Annotated in this window: 22 protein-coding genes and 1 pseudogene; 12 read left to right on the top strand and 11 right to left on the bottom strand. The window is 73.0% G+C overall.

Annotation, left to right across the window (positions count from 1 at the left end; translation table 11 throughout):
• Position 1 precedes the first annotated feature (1 nt).
• Positions 2-1582 (bottom strand): annotated as a pseudogene (locus ACN267_RS00115) (ComEC/Rec2 family competence protein); the annotation flags it as partial.
• Positions 1583-1663: 81 nt separating this feature from the next.
• Between ACN267_RS00115 and ACN267_RS00110 the strand changes: the two are divergent.
• From ACN267_RS00110 to ACN267_RS00055, 12 genes are all read left to right on the top strand, one after another.
• Complete coding sequence (locus ACN267_RS00110) at positions 1664-2671, top strand: hypothetical protein (protein WP_421487633.1); 1008 nt, start codon at positions 1664-1666, stop codon at positions 2669-2671.
• A 53-nt stretch (positions 2672-2724) separates the two neighbouring features.
• Positions 2725-2991: a hypothetical protein gene (locus ACN267_RS00105; RefSeq protein WP_421487632.1), complete on the top strand. Its 267-nt coding sequence runs from the start codon at positions 2725-2727 to the stop codon at positions 2989-2991.
• Between the two features lie 90 nt (positions 2992-3081).
• Positions 3082-3243 carry a hypothetical protein gene (locus ACN267_RS00100; RefSeq protein ID WP_421487631.1) on the top strand — a complete coding sequence of 54 codons (162 nt, stop codon included), beginning with the start codon at positions 3082-3084 and terminating at the stop codon, positions 3241-3243.
• Positions 3240-3590 (top strand): hypothetical protein, encoded by a 351-nt coding sequence (locus ACN267_RS00095; protein WP_421487630.1) that lies wholly within the window; start codon positions 3240-3242, stop codon positions 3588-3590. Before ACN267_RS00100 ends, ACN267_RS00095 begins: the two co-directional genes overlap by 4 nt.
• Complete coding sequence (locus ACN267_RS00090) at positions 3587-3778, top strand: hypothetical protein (RefSeq protein ID WP_421487629.1); 192 nt, start codon at positions 3587-3589, stop codon at positions 3776-3778. The genes ACN267_RS00095 and ACN267_RS00090 overlap by 4 nt, the downstream gene beginning before the upstream one ends.
• Positions 3775-4635, top strand: coding sequence for a DUF2637 domain-containing protein (locus ACN267_RS00085; RefSeq protein WP_421487628.1), 861 nt, complete (start codon positions 3775-3777; stop codon positions 4633-4635). The genes ACN267_RS00090 and ACN267_RS00085 overlap by 4 nt, the downstream gene beginning before the upstream one ends.
• Positions 4632-4787 carry a hypothetical protein gene (locus ACN267_RS00080; protein WP_421487627.1) on the top strand — a complete coding sequence of 52 codons (156 nt, stop codon included), beginning with the start codon at positions 4632-4634 and terminating at the stop codon, positions 4785-4787. The genes ACN267_RS00085 and ACN267_RS00080 overlap by 4 nt, the downstream gene beginning before the upstream one ends.
• Positions 4787-5197 (top strand): transcriptional regulator, encoded by a 411-nt coding sequence (locus tag ACN267_RS00075; protein ID WP_421487626.1) that lies wholly within the window; start codon positions 4787-4789, stop codon positions 5195-5197. Before ACN267_RS00080 ends, ACN267_RS00075 begins: the two co-directional genes overlap by 1 nt.
• Positions 5198-5285: 88 nt before the next feature.
• Positions 5286-5528: a hypothetical protein gene (locus ACN267_RS00070; RefSeq protein WP_421487625.1), complete on the top strand. Its 243-nt coding sequence runs from the start codon at positions 5286-5288 to the stop codon at positions 5526-5528.
• Entirely contained in the window at positions 5525-5689 is a 165-nt protein-coding gene (locus ACN267_RS00065) for a hypothetical protein (RefSeq protein WP_421487624.1), read from the top strand. The genes ACN267_RS00070 and ACN267_RS00065 overlap by 4 nt, the downstream gene beginning before the upstream one ends.
• A 62-nt stretch (positions 5690-5751) precedes the next feature.
• Positions 5752-7905, top strand: a complete 2154-nt coding sequence (locus ACN267_RS00060; protein WP_421487623.1) for an FtsK/SpoIIIE domain-containing protein — start codon at positions 5752-5754, stop codon at positions 7903-7905.
• Positions 7906-8014: 109 nt separating this feature from the next.
• Positions 8015-8269, top strand: a complete 255-nt coding sequence (locus ACN267_RS00055; protein ID WP_421487622.1) for a hypothetical protein — start codon at positions 8015-8017, stop codon at positions 8267-8269.
• A 63-nt stretch (positions 8270-8332) separates the two neighbouring features.
• Here the strand turns inward: ACN267_RS00055 and ACN267_RS00050 are convergent, their stop codons facing one another.
• From ACN267_RS00050 to ACN267_RS00005, 10 genes are all read right to left on the bottom strand, one after another.
• Positions 8333-11557, bottom strand: a complete 3225-nt coding sequence (locus tag ACN267_RS00050; protein ID WP_421487621.1) for a phage tail tape measure protein — start codon at positions 11555-11557, stop codon at positions 8333-8335.
• A gap of 3 nt (positions 11558-11560) precedes the next feature.
• Positions 11561-11764 carry a hypothetical protein gene (locus tag ACN267_RS00045; RefSeq protein ID WP_421487620.1) on the bottom strand — a complete coding sequence of 68 codons (204 nt, stop codon included), beginning with the start codon at positions 11762-11764 and terminating at the stop codon, positions 11561-11563.
• 53 nt (positions 11765-11817) lie between these two features.
• Positions 11818-12078 (bottom strand): hypothetical protein, encoded by a 261-nt coding sequence (locus ACN267_RS00040; protein ID WP_421487619.1) that lies wholly within the window; start codon positions 12076-12078, stop codon positions 11818-11820.
• The gene (locus tag ACN267_RS00035) at positions 12075-12281 is read right to left on the bottom strand and encodes a hypothetical protein (protein WP_421487618.1); all 207 of its coding nucleotides are present in this window, start codon (positions 12279-12281) and stop codon (positions 12075-12077) included. The genes ACN267_RS00040 and ACN267_RS00035 overlap by 4 nt, the downstream gene beginning before the upstream one ends.
• 35 nt (positions 12282-12316) lie before the next feature.
• A complete protein-coding gene (locus ACN267_RS00030) occupies positions 12317-12703 on the bottom strand; it encodes a hypothetical protein (protein ID WP_421487617.1) in 387 nt (128 codons plus the stop codon).
• Positions 12704-12849: 146 nt separating this feature from the next.
• The gene (locus ACN267_RS00025) at positions 12850-13020 is read right to left on the bottom strand and encodes a hypothetical protein (RefSeq protein ID WP_421487616.1); all 171 of its coding nucleotides are present in this window, start codon (positions 13018-13020) and stop codon (positions 12850-12852) included.
• Complete coding sequence (locus ACN267_RS00020; protein WP_421487615.1) at positions 13017-13202, bottom strand: hypothetical protein; 186 nt, start codon at positions 13200-13202, stop codon at positions 13017-13019. The genes ACN267_RS00025 and ACN267_RS00020 overlap by 4 nt, the downstream gene beginning before the upstream one ends.
• Positions 13202-14068 carry a hypothetical protein gene (locus ACN267_RS00015; RefSeq protein ID WP_421487614.1) on the bottom strand — a complete coding sequence of 289 codons (867 nt, stop codon included), beginning with the start codon at positions 14066-14068 and terminating at the stop codon, positions 13202-13204. Before ACN267_RS00015 ends, ACN267_RS00020 begins: the two co-directional genes overlap by 1 nt.
• Positions 14069-14087: 19 nt before the next feature.
• Positions 14088-14360, bottom strand: a complete 273-nt coding sequence (locus ACN267_RS00010) for a hypothetical protein (RefSeq protein WP_421487613.1) — start codon at positions 14358-14360, stop codon at positions 14088-14090.
• Between the two features lie 16 nt (positions 14361-14376).
• Positions 14377-14589: helix-turn-helix domain-containing protein (locus ACN267_RS00005; RefSeq protein WP_421487612.1), on the bottom strand; the 213-nt coding region annotated here is incomplete at its 5' end.

The following is a 14589-nucleotide window of genomic DNA, read 5'->3' as shown; positions in this document are numbered from 1 at the left end:
GTCACCGACGGCCCGGCGGCAGGCCCCGGCCGACCACCGCGAGCCGGCCGGAACGGACCACCACCGCCACGTCCCCGTCGGTGTCGGTCCGCAGCACCCGCACACCGGAGCGGGCGAGCCGGTCGAGGATCACCGGGCTCGGATGCCCGTAGTCGTTGTCGACCCCCACCGGTACCAGCGCCACCGCCGGCCGGACCGCGTCGAGGAAGGCCGGGTCCTGGTACGCGCTGCCGTGGTGGGCCACCTTGAGCACCTCGGCCCGTAACGCGTGCGACGGCACCCGGTCCAGCAGAGCCCGCTGTTCCTCGGTCTCCGCATCCCCGGGCAGCACGATGCGGACGCCGGCCACCGTGGCCCGCAGCACCAGCGAGTTGTTGTTCGGGTCGGACCGGGTGCCCCGCAGCGGATAGGGCGGCCCGAGCGCGACCACCTCCACCCCTGGCGACCGGTACGACCAGCCGACCCCCGGCACCACCCGGCGCGCCGATCCGACGGCGGCCGTCACCAGTTCCCGCCCCGCCACCGGCTCGGCCAGGGTCGGGGTGAGCACCATGGCCACCCGCCGGCCCCGGGTCACCCCGGCCACGCCACCGACGTGGTCGGCGTGGAAGTGGCTCACCACCAGCAGCGGCACCTCGCGTACCCCGAGCCGCCGCAGGCAACCGTCCACGGCCGACGGCTCCGGACCGGCGTCCACCACCACCGCCCGGCCGGCCGCCACCGGCAGCACGACCGCGTCCCCCTGCCCGACCGCGCATGCCACCACCACCCAACCGTCAGGCGGCCACCCACTCGCCACCAGCCGGACCGGCAGGGTGCCCAGCACCACCGCCGCCGCGCCGACCGCCACCAGTCGACGCACCAGCGGCCGGCGGACGGCCAACAGCAGCCCCAGGGTCAGCCCGGCCAGCAGTAACGCGCCCGGCAGCCCGCCCGGCCAGGGCAGGGTACCGGCGGGCAGCCGGGCCCCCACCCGGGCCACGGTGACCAGCCACCAGGCCGGCCAGCTCGCCAGCCAGGCGGCGAACTCCGCCCCGGCCGGCCACCCCGGCGAGACGACCGCCGCCGTCACCCCCAGCACCGTGGCCGGGGCGATCGCCGGCACCACGAGCAGGTTGGCCGGCACCGCCACCAGGCTCACCGTGCCGGAGATGCCGGCCACCACCGGGCCGCAGGCGAGTTGGGCCGCCGCCGGGACGGCGAGCGCCTCCGCCAACCCGGCCGGCACGCCCCGCCGCCGCAGCCCGTCGCGCCAGCCCGGGGCGAGCAGCAGCAACCCGCCGGTGGCCAGGACCGACAGCGCGAAGCCGGCGTCACCGGCCAGCTCCGGATCGACGAGCACCAGCACGGTCACCGCCGCGGCCAACGCCGGCAGCGTGGCCCGGGGCCGCCCGACCGCCAACGCGGCCAGCCCGATCGCCCCCATGGTGGCCGCCCGCACCACGCTGGGCGAGGGACGGACCAGGACGACGAAGCCGATCAGGGCGAGGCCGCAGAGCACCACCGCCAGCCGCGGACCGGCGCGGGCCCACCGGGCCGCCAGCAGCACCGCGCCGACCACGATCGCCACGTTGGACCCTGTGGTTGTCTTGCAAACAGGTAAGTGAGGGCGAGCGATTCCAGCGCGAACCCTCATAGGCACCCTCCAAGAAGGGCTGGTCACATGACCATTTCGGCCATCCGCCCTGTCCGCTCGACGGACAGGATCATCGACGCTGACACCACCAACCTGACCGCGATTCCCCGCCCCCGGCCGTCCGCCGAGCAGGTGGACCGGTTCCCGATCAACTCCGCGTACCGCCGCCGCAACCTGGACCGGGCGGCGCAGGCGTTCGGCTTGGCGACCGCCCCCGGTGCGACGCTCCCGGCCGTCGCCGCTCTGCTGGGCGTCACCCCGGGCGACGCGCACCAGCTCTGCCTGAACTTCATCGCCGGCCAGCCGGACTGGACGGCCGAGCAGCGGCGGGTCGCCGCCGCGTCGCTGCCGGCCGACCCGGAGCTGTGCCCGGCCTGGTGCACGGCCCGGGGTCAGGACCACCACGACGGGGCCGAGCCGTTGCACTCCCGCACCCTGCTCGACCTGCTCTCCGGTGACGGTGCGGTCGTCAACGAGCGGGTGAACATCCGGCTGAACCTGGAGCAGGTCGAGGCCCCGGAACTGCCCGGCGGTGTCGACCCGGCGCTGGCCATCCTCGAGATGGTCAGCTCGGACGGGCAGATGGGCGCGTCGGCGTCGCTGATGCTCGACCAGGCGGGCCGGCTCGGTCGCGCCCTGGTCGCCGCCGAGCACCTCGGCACGGCCCCGTCCGCGCCCCGGGCGGGCCGGCCGGCGGACTGCCCGCCGTGGTGCGCCACCGACCACACCGGCGAGCTGGCCGAGGTCGACGGGTTCTCCATCGGTGCCGGCCACGAGCGGCGTCTCGCCGAGCTGACCGCCGCCGACGGGGTGTCGCTGGACGACCCGGCCACGGCGACGGTGCTGGTCGAGTCGTGCACCGAGCAGGGCCGGGTCACCATGCCGGCCCGGGTCCTGCTGTCGGTGTGCGAGGGCAGCGAGGGCGCCTACGCGGGCGGTGAGGGCGTCCAGGGTTGGGCGGGCACCCCCGACCAGGCCGAAGCGTTGGCCGCCGCCCTGCTGGCCGCCGCCGCAACCGCCCGCGTCTCCCGCTGATGGCCGCCGGGCCGGTCGTCGACCGGGACCTGTGCCCGCCGTGGTGCGTGCGGGTGCCCCACACGCCGACGCCGCACGTGCACCTGTCCGAGCCGGTGCAGTTGCTGACGGAGTTGACGCGGACGGTCGTGCAGTTGGAGGCGGCCGACGGGCAGGAGACGTACGTGTCGGTGTCGCACTGGCAGGCCCGGTTCGGCCCGTCCGACGAGCCGGCCGGCGCGGAACCCGACGACCTGGTGGTGCTCGACCTGGCGTCGGCCGCGTCGCTGGCCGGTGCGATCGCCTCCCTGATCGGCCGGGAGCTCGGCCCGCCCCGGTAGCCGTTCCCCGGCGGGGCCGACCTCGCCCCGGCCCCGCCGGGCCCCCTCTCTCACCTCTCGTCTTCCCCCTCACCTGAGGAGGTGCCCGTCATGGGCGCATTCGTTGACCGCCTGGTGAAGCGGACCGTGTTGGTCTGCGCCGTTCTCGCCGGGCTGGCCGCCTACACCAACCACACGACGCAGCCTTGCCCACCCACCTCGGTGGGTGCCGCCGGGATGTGCGTCTCGACCTCCCTGGAGATGACCCGATGAGCAGCCTTCCTGACCCGCGCCGCGTCGCGTTCGACCTGGCCGCCGCCGGTGTCGCCACCGGCCTTCCCGTTCCCGCCCGCGTCGAGGTCGGTGACGTCACCTGCAACCACGGTGACCTGACCCTGCACTTCGGCGACGACCGGCAGGCCGACGCCGACCGGTGGGCCGCCTGGCTGAACATGCCCCGCCCGGTGCTGGCCGGCCACGGACCGATCGAGTCCGCGCACCGCTGGTTCAAGCCGTACCGGACCACGACCCGCGACCACGAGGTGACCCGGCAGCGGGTGACGGTGCAGACGTACGTCACCGTCCCGGCCCCGGCCGACGTCGAGGCGGTGGCCAGGTGAACCCGCTGCTGCTGATCCTGCTCGGCGGCCCCGTCGCCATCGGCGGCCCGCTGGCCGTCGCTATCGCCCTGTGCGAGCGGCACGCCGACCAGACCGCCGCCGCGATCCGCGCCCAGCACGCCGAGCCGGCACCCGCCCCGGCGCAGCGCCCGACCACGACCATCCGCCCGAAGGAGCTGACCCGATGACCGCACCCGCCAGCATCCACCCCCGCACCATCGACGACCTGTACCCGGGTGCCCTCGCCCTCACCGACCAGCTCGGCGAGGTGCCGTCGCGCAACCGGCTGATGAAGGAGTTCCGCATCGGTGTGCCGAAGGCGACCGAGCTGCGTGAGCGGCTGATCGCCCAGGTCGCCGCCGACCCGCTCAGGTGGGAGCGTGTGGAGGTCGACGAGCAGCCGGCGGACCCGTGGCTGTACGCCGAGCCGATCGGCCCAGACCCGCTGCCGGCACCCGTCGAACCCGAGCCCGTGCCGGCGGACGAGCCGGACCAGGCCGAGGCGGACGGCTCCCGCAGGTGGTTCCGCCGCCGTCCTCGGCCGGAGGTGTCGCCGCAGGTCCGGGTGGACGGACACCCGGGTACGCCCCCGGTCGTCAAGGTACCCGCGCTGGCCGTCAAGTCGACCCCGCCCGGGGCCGCTGAGCGGGTGTCGCTGGTGCGCATCCGGTGGGGTGTGCGTCTGGTGCTGGCCCTGGGTGTCGCCGCCTCCATCGCCGGGAACGTGCTCCACGCCCGCGACGAGATCATCAGTCAGGTCATCTCGGCGTGGTCGCCGCTGGCCCTGCTGCTGACCATCGAACTGATCTCCCGGGTGCCCGTGCACTCCCGCCGGCTGGCGGTCGGCCGGTGGGCGGCGACCGCGCTCATCGCCGGGATCGCCGCGTGGGTGTCCTACTGGCACATGGCGGCGGTGGCCGCCCGCTACGGGGAGACGAACGGCTCGCAGTACCTGCTGCCGCTGTCGGTCGACGGCCTGGTGGTGGTGGCGTCCATCTGCCTGGTGGAGCTGGGCGGCCGGATCGCGTCGGCGGTGAAGCGATGAGCAAGCCGACCGTCCCGAACACGATCACCGACCGGCAGCACGCCGAGCTGGCCCGGCGAGCGCAGAAGGCCAACCCGCAGATGTTCACCCCCGAGGCGATCCGGCAGCGGCTGGCGTCGCAGGCCCAGCAGCGAAAGGCGGAGCAGAGCTGATGACCACCGCCGACTTCGCCGCCGCGTTCGCTGCCCTGTACGCCGCTCACCAGGTCGCCGACCACTGGGTGCAGACCCAGCCTCAGGCCGACCGCAAGGGCCTGCCGGGCTGGGCTGGCCGGATCGCCTGCGTCGCGCACGTGGCCAGCTACACCCTGACCGCCGTCGTGGCCCTGGCCCTCGTCGCCGCGGCCACCGGGTGGCGGCCGAACCTGCTGGCCGTCGCCGCCGGCCTGACGGTGAGCGCGGTCAGCCACTACGCCGCCGACCGGCGCACCCCGCTGCGCCGGCTGGCCGACCTGCTCGGCAAGGACCCGCACTGGCTGGAGCGCGGGGGTGGCCTGTACGCCCTCGACCAGTCCTGGCACGTCGGATGGCTGTTCGTCGCGGCCCTGCTCTGCGCGGTCTGACCGCCCCCGTCGCCGCCGGCCCATCACCCGGCGGCGGTGGAGGCCGCCAGAACCCCTGGCCGCCCCAACCCCCGGAAGGACGCCCGTCATGGCGATCAGCGCCTGCTCCACCTGCGGCACCACGACGATGCGCAGCACGGCCGTTGACCACACCGGCACCCTCGCCACCTGCAAGAACGGCCACATGAACTTCGACCCGACCAGCAAGAGCGACACCCCGATCAGCACCGGCAAGGTCAAGACGAAGGGCCAGTCCGCGATCGGCAACGGCGCCACCGTCATCGGCCACGTCGACGGCGACTACCGCAAGGACAAGAAGAAGGGGAAGTGACCATGCCCAAGCCCACCATCCGTGACCTGGAGCGGGACCTGACCGCCGCGAAGGGCGACCCGCAGAAGCACCGGGAGGTCCGCGACCAGATCCGGGACGCCGGCCTGCCGCACCTCGCGGCCGAGCTGGACCGCATCGCCGCCACCGACCCGCAGAACTGACCCACCGCGGTGCCCGGCCACGCCCGGCCGGGCACCGCATCCCCACGGAGGAGAGCACCAGCATGACCGACCAGATTCACGCCGACGACCTGGAGCAGGTTGTCCCCGCGCCCCGGGCGGGTGAGCAGGGCGCCTACGAGCCGCGCGGCGAGCAGGTCGCCGTCATCGGTGGCCGTGAGGACGGGCCGCCGGTGGACCCGCCGCGCACGTCGACCACGTTCGCCGACATCACCGCCCGGCACGCCCGTGACCGCAAGCCGATCGTGCCCGCGTCGCTGCGGTCGGCCGCCGGCCGTCACGCGCTGATGGTCGAGGCGGTGTCGTTCGTGACGTACTCGGCGGCCATCCACGCCACCCGCTCCCCGAAGTACGCCGCCAAGATGGCCTGGTACGCGCCGATCGGCCTGGCCCGGATCACCGGGAAGGGCATTCACTGGTGCCTGGACCTGGAGGGGTTCGGTATCCGGCAGAACGCCGCCAGCCGTAACGACGTCGGCGACTACCTGGCCCTGTCCCGGCAGCGTGACCGGCGCGTCGGCGGCCGGGTGTGGCTGGCCGTGCCGGTGGTTCTGTTGCTGGTCGTGGTGGCCGGGCTGCTGGTGTTCGTCGCCCCCTGGTGGGCGCAGGCCCTCGCCGCCGCCCTCGTGGTGCCGATCCTGGCCCGGGTCGGCCGGCCGATCGACGCGCCGATCCTGGACCGGGTGTTCAACGCCGAACGGTTCATCCGGTTGACCGCCGGCCTGACCCGGGCGGCGATCATGGCCTGCAACGTGAAGGGCATCAAGAACCCGGGTGACCTCAAGTTCATGCGGGACATCTACCGGGCCGGCCCCGGGCATGAGGCCCTGGTGCTGCTGCCCGCCGGGGTGCTCGCCACCGACGTCATCGACGAACGCGACCGCCTCGCGTCGGGGTTCCGGCTGCCGAAGTCGCAGGTGTGGCCGTCGACCGTCGAGGGTGAACACCCGGGGGTGCTGTCGATCTGGGTGGCCGACAAGCCCGTCAGCAGCATGCGCGCCCCGGCGTGGCCGCTGCTCGACGGCGGCACCTTCGACTACTTCACCGGCACGTTCGTCTACGGCCACGACGAGCGGATGCGACCCGTCACCTACAGCCTCGCGGAGAAGAACAGCCTGTTCGCCGGCATCCCCGGCTCGGGCAAGACGCTCGCCGCCCGGGTGGTGCTGCTCGCCGCGATCCTCGACCCCCTGGTCGTCACCGCCGTCTTCGACTTCAAGGGGTCCGGCGACGTCGACTGCTTCCAGCCCCTGTGCCCGGATGGGCTGTTCGGGTCGGGTGCCGACGAAGTGACGAAGGCCGCCGGCCTGGCCGCCCTGGAATGGCTACTGACCGAGTGCGACGAACGCGCGCCGCTGGTCCGCAAGTACGCCGCCCAGGGCATGAACACCGTCAACAAGGTCAACCGGGCCATGGCCGAACACGACGCCCGGTTGCGGCCCCTGGTGGTGTTCCTCGACGAGCTGCAAGAGCTGCTGACCGACCCGAACCACGGCAAGCGGGCGAAGTTCCTCCTGACCTCCATCATCAAGCGGGGCCGGGCGTTGGGCATTCACGTCATCTTCGCCACGCAGCGCATCGACAAGGAAAGCGTGCCCCGGGGCATCAGCAGCAACATCGCGTTGCGGACCTGCCTGGCCGTCACCTCCCACACCGAGACTGACCTGGTGTTGGGCACCGGCAGCTACGCCCGTGGCGCGCGGCCGACCGAGTTCGAGCCGGGCGACTCCACCGGCCCGAAGGACTCCGGGTGGGGGTACCGGGCCGGCGCCGGCCCGACCCGGCCGTGCCGGTCGGCGTACGTCGACAACCCGGCCGCCGAGCGGGTCGTCGCGCGGGCGTTGGAGATGCGCCGCGGTGAGAAGCCCGTCGAGGTGCCCCGCGTCGCCCTGCGGAACCTGCTCGCCGACGTCCGGCAGGTCTGGTTCGAGGGCGAAGAGGCGATCTGGTCGGAACTGATCGTGCCCCGCCTCCAGGCCCTCGACCCGGCGGCGTACGCCGATCTGACCGTCGAGGTGTTCGGGGCGTGGATGGCGAAGGCCGGCGTGCAGACCGAGTCGCTGAACCGGCGCATCGACGCCACCTCGACGAAACGGGCCACCCGGGCGGGGGTCCGACTGGCCGCCCTGGAGGCCCGGATCGCCGCCCGCAACGCCGAGACGGTCGCCGGGACAGACCTCGCGGAAGTCGACTCCTGATAGCCCCACCGGGGGCTAGCGCTAGCCCCCCTGCTAGCACCACTGAGCAGGGAACTAGCCGCTAGCCCCCACCGGGCACCACACCACGATTTCGGCCCCTGGAGGCGTTGTGAGAGGCGTACTGACGGCTACCGCTATCACCCTGGCGGCCCTGGCCTGGTATCCGCTGTCCTGCCTGTTCCACCCGCTGCGCGACTGCTGGTGCTGCAAGGGCGCCGGCGTGCACCGACCCACCGACGACCAGGGCCGGCCCCGGCGCATCGCCCGACCCTGCCGCTGGTGCAAGGCCACCGGCAAGCGGTGGCGCATCGGCCGGCGGATCTGGAACCGGATGCGCGCCCGACACCGCGAAGCGACCCGCTGATCCCTGAACACGCCGCTGCCCCCGACTGTGCTGGTCGGGGGCAGCGGCGTGTTCGCGTCAGGCTCACCGCGCGTAGAGATCGGCCTGACGCCCGATGATGTGCGACACCTCCATGGCGATCTCCCTCGGGGAACGGGTGCCCCCGTTGATCGTGAAGTGGTTGACCACACTCACCTGCTGAGCACCGCCACCGGCCCGCGCTGGCCCCGGCTGCCACGGGGTGACCCACTCCGGTGCCCGCTCGGCGAAGCTGTAGGTGCGACCCGAGTTGATGCCCACACCGAATACCGGCTCAGCGATCAACCCGCCATTGGCCATGGCGATGTGGTCGTGAGCGTTGCCGCCCGCCCAGTTGTGCTGGTTCCACACCGCACCGGTGTAGGTGTGCCGCCGCCCGTTGTGGATGTTCAGGTCATTCCAGGGGCTGATCAGCTCCTTGGTGCGGGCCATGTAGTGCCGGTTCCACCACACCGCCAGCTCCCGGCTGGGCGGGAAGTCGACGGCCCGGTTCAGCGCGTGGTACGACCGGGTGCCCGACAGGGTCGTGGCACCCGGCCGGTACGTGCTGATCGCCTGCAAGTGCGGGAACGCCGCCTTCACCGCAGCGACGATCGCCGGCCCGGTCGCGCCGCTCGTCGGGATGCCCGGCGTCACCACCTCGGCGACCTCCGCCCGTGACGGGATGCGGGTCTTCGTCGTCGTGGTCCGGTACGGCCACACCTGCCCGCCGCCGTCGTACCCGGGCAGCTGCCCGGTGGCGTTCATCTCGTCGAGCAGACCCGGATGCCGGCGCTCGATCTTGCCCCGGGACTCCTTCTTGATGACGAACTCGTCGGCGTGCACCACACCCGCCGGCTGGTACTTCTCGCCCGGCCCGGTCCAGCCGCCCGCGTGGTAGTCCTTGCCCTGGATCGGGCCCTGGAATCCCACCGGGATGGTGCCCTTCTTCAGGGCCTGCTGGTAGGTCGACAGCCGCTTCAGGCGGTCCATGGTCGTCGGGTAGCCGGTGAGCGACACGTTGGCCTTGTAGGTGCCCTCGTACTTGTCGGCGGCGCTCTTCGCCGTGCGGAACTGGCCGGCGACATCCTTGATCTGGCTTTCGGTCAGCCCGGCCGCCTTCAGGGTCTGCCGCAGCGCCGGGGTCATCTTCCCGTCGAACGTGCCGCTGAGCACGCCGGCCTGTTCCTGGAGGCCGATGGCCGCGAGCGCCAGCTTCCGGGTGGCCTCCTGGGCTTCGTCGCTGTTCCGGCCGTGCTCCTTGACCGCCTTCGCCGCAGCCTTCTGCGCCTCGGTCAACTTCTGCTGGGCATCGAGCAGCCCGAAAACCGGATCAGCCTCGGCGCGCATCATCTCGGACAGGGCAACCAGGGCCTCACGCTGCCCGGTCGCCGCCGAAGCGGCTGCGTCGGCGGCCGTCTTGTATTCCTTCGTCGCACCGGTCAGGGAGCTGGTCGGGGACACCGTTTTCGAGGCCGCCGCCGCCGTGGTTTCCAGGGCCGCCGCGTACGCCGGGAACTGCTTGCGCACCTCGTCGACCGACACGCCGTCGGCCGCCACGCTCGCCGCCAGCCGGTCGAACGCGGCCCGCGCCTCATCCGCCTTGCCGCCCTGGACGAGCTGCGCGAACGCCTGATCCATGGCGTCGACCCGCTCCCGGGTCCGCGCCATGCTCGTGTTCGTTCCCTCCAGCGCTTCACCCAGCACCGGGATGCTCTCCAGCCGGTCCTGAATCCACCGCGCCGAGCCTCGCCGGTCGTTGTCTGCGTCGGCGAGGAACTTGAAGCCCACCGCCAGGTCCTTCATGTCGTCGCCCAGCAGACGCGCCGACTCGCCCGCGAGAGCACCCGACTGGCCCCACTTCGCCAAGCCAACACCCAGCGCTTCGATCTGCGGATTCAGGTCACTCTGGGCCGATGAGACGACCGCGGACGCGGCCTCCAGGGCGACGAACGCGACCGCCGCCCTGCCGGCCCACTTCGTCGTCACCTCCAACCCCCGGGCGGCCCGCTGCCCGTTCGGGCCGACCTGCCGCAGCTCGTCGAGCATGTCCGCCGTCGACCGGCGCACCCGCACCCAACCCGAGCCGAGCAGCAGAGCCGCCCCCGACAAGCCCGCCACCACCGTCAACGTCGAGCCCACCGCCGGAGGCAACTCGGCCAGCTCGTCGACGAACGCCCCGGTGCCCTGCGCCAGCAGCCGCAGCCCGTCGTTCGCCCCCGATCCCGCCTCGATGGCCATCGTCTCCAGTGACCCGCGTAGCTTCTCGACGTCCCCGGCCAGGTTGTCCATCTTCTTCGCCGCCACGTCGGCAGCGGCGCCCTGGTCGTCGACCGCCGCCACGTAGTCACGTAGGCCCTGCTCGCCCACGCTGTAGAGCACGTTCGCCGCGCGCATCGCGTCCGCGCCGAAAATCTGCGCCAACGCGGCGTTGCGCTGCTCCTGGGTGAGCCCACCCAGGGCCTTCTGAAGCTGCCCGGCCAGCTTCACCGTGCCGACGAAGTTCCCGCTGGTGTCGTACGCCTTGATGCCCAGTTCCTCCATCAACCCGGCGGCCTTGTCCGTCGGGGCCTGCAACATCATCAGCATCGTCTTCAAGCTGGTGCCGGCATCCGAGCCGACAAGGGCCCGGTCGGCGAACGCGGCCAGCGTGCCGACGGTTTCCTCAAGGCCGATATCCGCGGCGTCGGCGGCCAGGCCGCCCTGTTTCAACGCCTCGCCCATCTCGTGCACGTCGGTGGCGCTCTTGTTGGCCGCCGCCGCCAACACGTCGGCGATGTGGCCGACGTCGGCACCCTTCAACCCGAACATGTTCATGGTCTTCGCCGAGATGTCGGCGGCCTCGGCCAGGTCGAGGGTGCCGGCGGCGGCCAGCGACAGCGACCCCGTTAGGGCGCCGCCCAGGATCGCCGACGTCGACAGGCCGGCCTTCGCCAGCTCGGCCTCAGCCTTGGCCGCCTCCGTCGCGCTGAACGCCGTATCCGCACCCGCCTGCAACGCGGCAGACCGCAACCGTTCCATGTCCCCGGCGGTGGCGTTGGACACCGCCGACACCTCAGACATCTGCTTCTCGAAGTCCATCGTGAACTTCGCCGCAGCCCCCGCCAGCCCCAGCAGACCGGCCCCGGCGACCACCGCACCATCACCCACCGAGTCCAGGGCGTGGCGGTTCTTGCCGGCCTTGTCCATCTCGCCGATCAGGTCCCGGGTCGCACCCTTCGCCTGCCGCATCCCCGCCATGTAGCCGGACACCTCAGCCTGAAGGCGCACCCCGACCGTTCGTAGCGCCATCCCCTACCCCTCTCCCTGGCACCGCTGCGGCATCACGCCGTACGCCTCGCGGCACGTCTTCCCGATCCGGTAACAGCCGTTCTCGGCGCACCACACCGCCCGCGCCGCCCGCAACGCCTCCAGGTCGCGCCCCAGGTCATCCGTGGTCACCGGGTCGTCAGGAGCCCGGCCGGCCACGTGCCGCAGCCCGACCCCGAGATTGCGCACCCACAACGGCACCTCACGGGTAGGGCGGTCCGGCTCCGGTGGCTTCCTGCGCTTCACCGGCCACCCCCCACCGGGCGGAACGTCGCCGCGTAGTCCCGGCCGTTCACCCGGCACCACTCCCGACGGGCCTGCAACCAGAGGCGGAACGCGCCCACCGACCGCCACATCGACACCTCAGCCGGCGGCACCCACACCGGGACCGGCTCGGCGGCGACCTGCGGCAGGAACGTCGACACCCCGCGCATCGACCGAAGATGCTCCGGCACCTCGGCGGGTGCCGCCTGGTGGGCCGCGAGCAGGTCGCGTCGCCTCACCGGGCCACCGCCCGATGCCGGGTCAACGACCACCAGGCGGCCCGCTGGCCCCGCTCGGCCAGCCAGGCCCGGCCGGCGTCCGCCCACCGCCGGTGAGCCTGGATCTCCCGCCAGCGGGCCGACCCGAACGCCCACCCGGGCGGCGGCGGACCCACCCCCGCCGACCACCGGGCCGGCTCGAACGTCCGCAGCCAGGCAGGCACCCCATCCACCCCCGCCGGCAGCTCCACACGACGCCTCACGACGCCCGCCCGCCCCGGATCGAGTACACCCCGCGGGTGCCTGTACGCCGCTGCGGCCGACGCCCCTGCACCTGGTCGCCTTCCTCGTCGCCGGCCGGCATCCGCAGCGCCGCCACCAACCGGGCCAACGCGATCCGCTGCTGCCTGGCCTCCACCGCCGCCGGGTGCGCCTTCAACCCCTGCGGCGAGTCGATCACCGCCCCGTCCGACCGGACGCGCCTCTCCAGCTCGTCGAGCAGGTCAACCGTGCGGACCGCCTCCACCAGAAGCGCCAACTCGTGCTCGTCGAGGTCGTAGTCACCGGTCACCGACTCCCACAACCGGCGGCCCGGAGCACGCAACCCGGACGGCGCACGCAGCTTCCCGTCATCACCCTTAGTCACGATTGATCCCTATTCGTTCCAAGGTCGACTTGTTTCAGGGTGCCCGGCCAGGAATCCACCTCCCCGGCGGTCCCTGCTCAGGGGGGTGGGGGACGGGGATGAGCCCCACCCCCTCCGAGCCGCCGGTCCGCTCGCCCCCGTTCCGGTCACGCTGCATCACTCCCGCGTGGGGTGACGTCGGTCCCGGTGTCGCTGCCGCGGTCGATGCGTACGCCTTGGCGGCGGGTGCGGTAGAGCTGCGAGCCGGCGGCGATGGTGCCGGCCGGGGCGGCGGGTTCGGTGCTGGTGTCCTTGCCGCAGTCCGGGCAGTTGCTCACGGCTGACTCCTCTGCTGGTTGGTCTGCTGGTCGGCGACGGGTATGAGGCCGAGCCGGCGGAGCCGGGCGGCGGCACGCTCGACGGCGGTGGTGGGCGTGGTCGGCATCTGGGTGTCGGGCAGGCCCATGCGGCGTAGGCGGGCGTTGACGCGGTCGCGCAGCGTCGTGCGGTCGACGGCCATCAGGCGACCACGCTGCTGCTGTAGTAGGTGGTTTCGGTGGGAGAGAAGTCCTGGACGACCTGGCGCGGCAGGGCCGACGGTTGCGGCGCCGGGGTCGGGTCGGGCAGGCCGACGATGCGGCGCACGCGGTCACGCATCTCCCGCTCGCGGCTGGCCTGGAAGTCGGCCAGTTCCCGCCGGGCCGTGTTCGCTTCGGCCTCCTGCCTGGCGCGTGCGTCCTTCATCCACTGCTGTTCCACCTCGGCGAGCGTCGCCTCTTCGGCGGCCCGCCGGAGTTCCGCCACCAGTTCGTCACGTCGCTTCCCGGCGTCGGCCACCCGCTGCGCGGTTTCCGCCGGCCGCCCCTTGGTGCACTCCAGCCGGGCGGCGGCCTGGGTGGCACGCAGCTCCAGCAGCGCGGTACGCGCTTCGGCGATCCGGCGGGGGTGCTCGACCTCCACCTGGTCGCGCAGCTGCCGCACTTCGGCCGGGTCGCCACCACCGATGGCCCGCTCCAACGCGGTGAGCGCGACGGAGGCGGCCCGCTCCCGCTCGGTGAGCGTCTGCTCGGCGGCGGCCACCTCACGGGCCAGCGGTTGCGCCATGGTGTCCACGACGATCATCAGTGCGACCAGGGCGGCACTTGCCCCGCGTGGCCCGGCGTCGGCGTAGTGCTGCCGGGAACGCTCGTGCTGGTCGATGACGTTCCACGCTGCGGCTTCGACTGCCGTCGTGTCGACGCCGTCGACCTCGGTCAGGAAGTCGTCGATGGCGGCCTGGGCGGCGGCCCGGTCGGCGACGTGCTCGCGGGTGATGCGCCGCAGCTGGTCGACGAGCCGCTGACCGGCTTCTGCCGGGCTGGCCGTGGTGATGGTGTCGATGGTCACTGTGGTTCTCCGTTCGTGGTCAGGCTGCGTCGAGCAGCGGGAGGGCGGCGGGGCCGGCGTGGTCGACGACCAGGCCGTGCCAGCCCTGCCGGCAGGCGTGGGCGAGGGCGGCGCGGCGCAGCATGTCGTCGCCGCTGTCGGTGGCCCGGGTGATGAGTGCCCCGAGCTGGCCGGGGCTGGTGATGGCGGCGACTCGGTCGGCGGCGTCGCGGTAGCTGATCGCCTCGGCCGGTCCGGCACCGTCGGGAAGGCCGAACAGGGCCCGCTCCAGGCTGGGCGGTTCGGGTGGCATGACGCTCCCCTGCTGGTCAGGCTGCCCGGCCGGCCCGGTAGTGCTCCAGGTCTTCCCGGTCGATGCGCCACCGGTCGCCGTCGCGGTGGGCGGGTAGCCTGCCGGCGGCGATGGCGGCGCGTACTCCCCGGTCGGTGATGCCGATCCGGTCAGCCGCTTCCGTCGTGGACAGCTCGCACGATGCCCCGAGTTCCGGCCGGTTCCGCTGGTCAGTTCCGTGATCGGAACC

The sequence above is a fragment of the Micromonospora sp. WMMD734 genome, assembly GCF_049178975.1.
Taxonomy (GTDB): domain Bacteria; phylum Actinomycetota; class Actinomycetes; order Mycobacteriales; family Micromonosporaceae; genus Micromonospora; species Micromonospora wenchangensis.
The sequence above is the reverse complement of the archived record's forward strand: the minus strand, read 5'-3'. Positions and strand labels throughout refer to the sequence as shown.

Excerpts from the sequence above, each read along its gene's own strand:
- ACN267_RS00110 (WP_421487633.1), top strand. The coding sequence starts at position 1,664 with ATGACCATTTCGGCCATCCGCCCTGTCCGCTCGACGGACAGGATCATC.
- ACN267_RS00100 (WP_421487631.1), top strand. The coding sequence starts at position 3,082 with ATGGGCGCATTCGTTGACCGCCTGGTGAAGCGGACCGTGTTGGTCTGC.
- ACN267_RS00095 (WP_421487630.1), top strand. The coding sequence starts at position 3,240 with ATGAGCAGCCTTCCTGACCCGCGCCGCGTCGCGTTCGACCTGGCCGCC.
- ACN267_RS00085 (WP_421487628.1), top strand. The coding sequence starts at position 3,775 with ATGACCGCACCCGCCAGCATCCACCCCCGCACCATCGACGACCTGTAC.
- ACN267_RS00080 (WP_421487627.1), top strand. The coding sequence starts at position 4,632 with ATGAGCAAGCCGACCGTCCCGAACACGATCACCGACCGGCAGCACGCC.
- ACN267_RS00075 (WP_421487626.1), top strand. The coding sequence starts at position 4,787 with ATGACCACCGCCGACTTCGCCGCCGCGTTCGCTGCCCTGTACGCCGCT.
- ACN267_RS00070 (WP_421487625.1), top strand. The coding sequence starts at position 5,286 with ATGGCGATCAGCGCCTGCTCCACCTGCGGCACCACGACGATGCGCAGC.
- ACN267_RS00060 (WP_421487623.1), top strand. The coding sequence starts at position 5,752 with ATGACCGACCAGATTCACGCCGACGACCTGGAGCAGGTTGTCCCCGCG.
- ACN267_RS00050 (WP_421487621.1), bottom strand. The coding sequence starts at position 11,557 with ATGGCGCTACGAACGGTCGGGGTGCGCCTTCAGGCTGAGGTGTCCGGC.
- ACN267_RS00020 (WP_421487615.1), bottom strand. The coding sequence starts at position 13,202 with ATGGCCGTCGACCGCACGACGCTGCGCGACCGCGTCAACGCCCGCCTA.
- ACN267_RS00010 (WP_421487613.1), bottom strand. The coding sequence starts at position 14,360 with ATGCCACCCGAACCGCCCAGCCTGGAGCGGGCCCTGTTCGGCCTTCCC.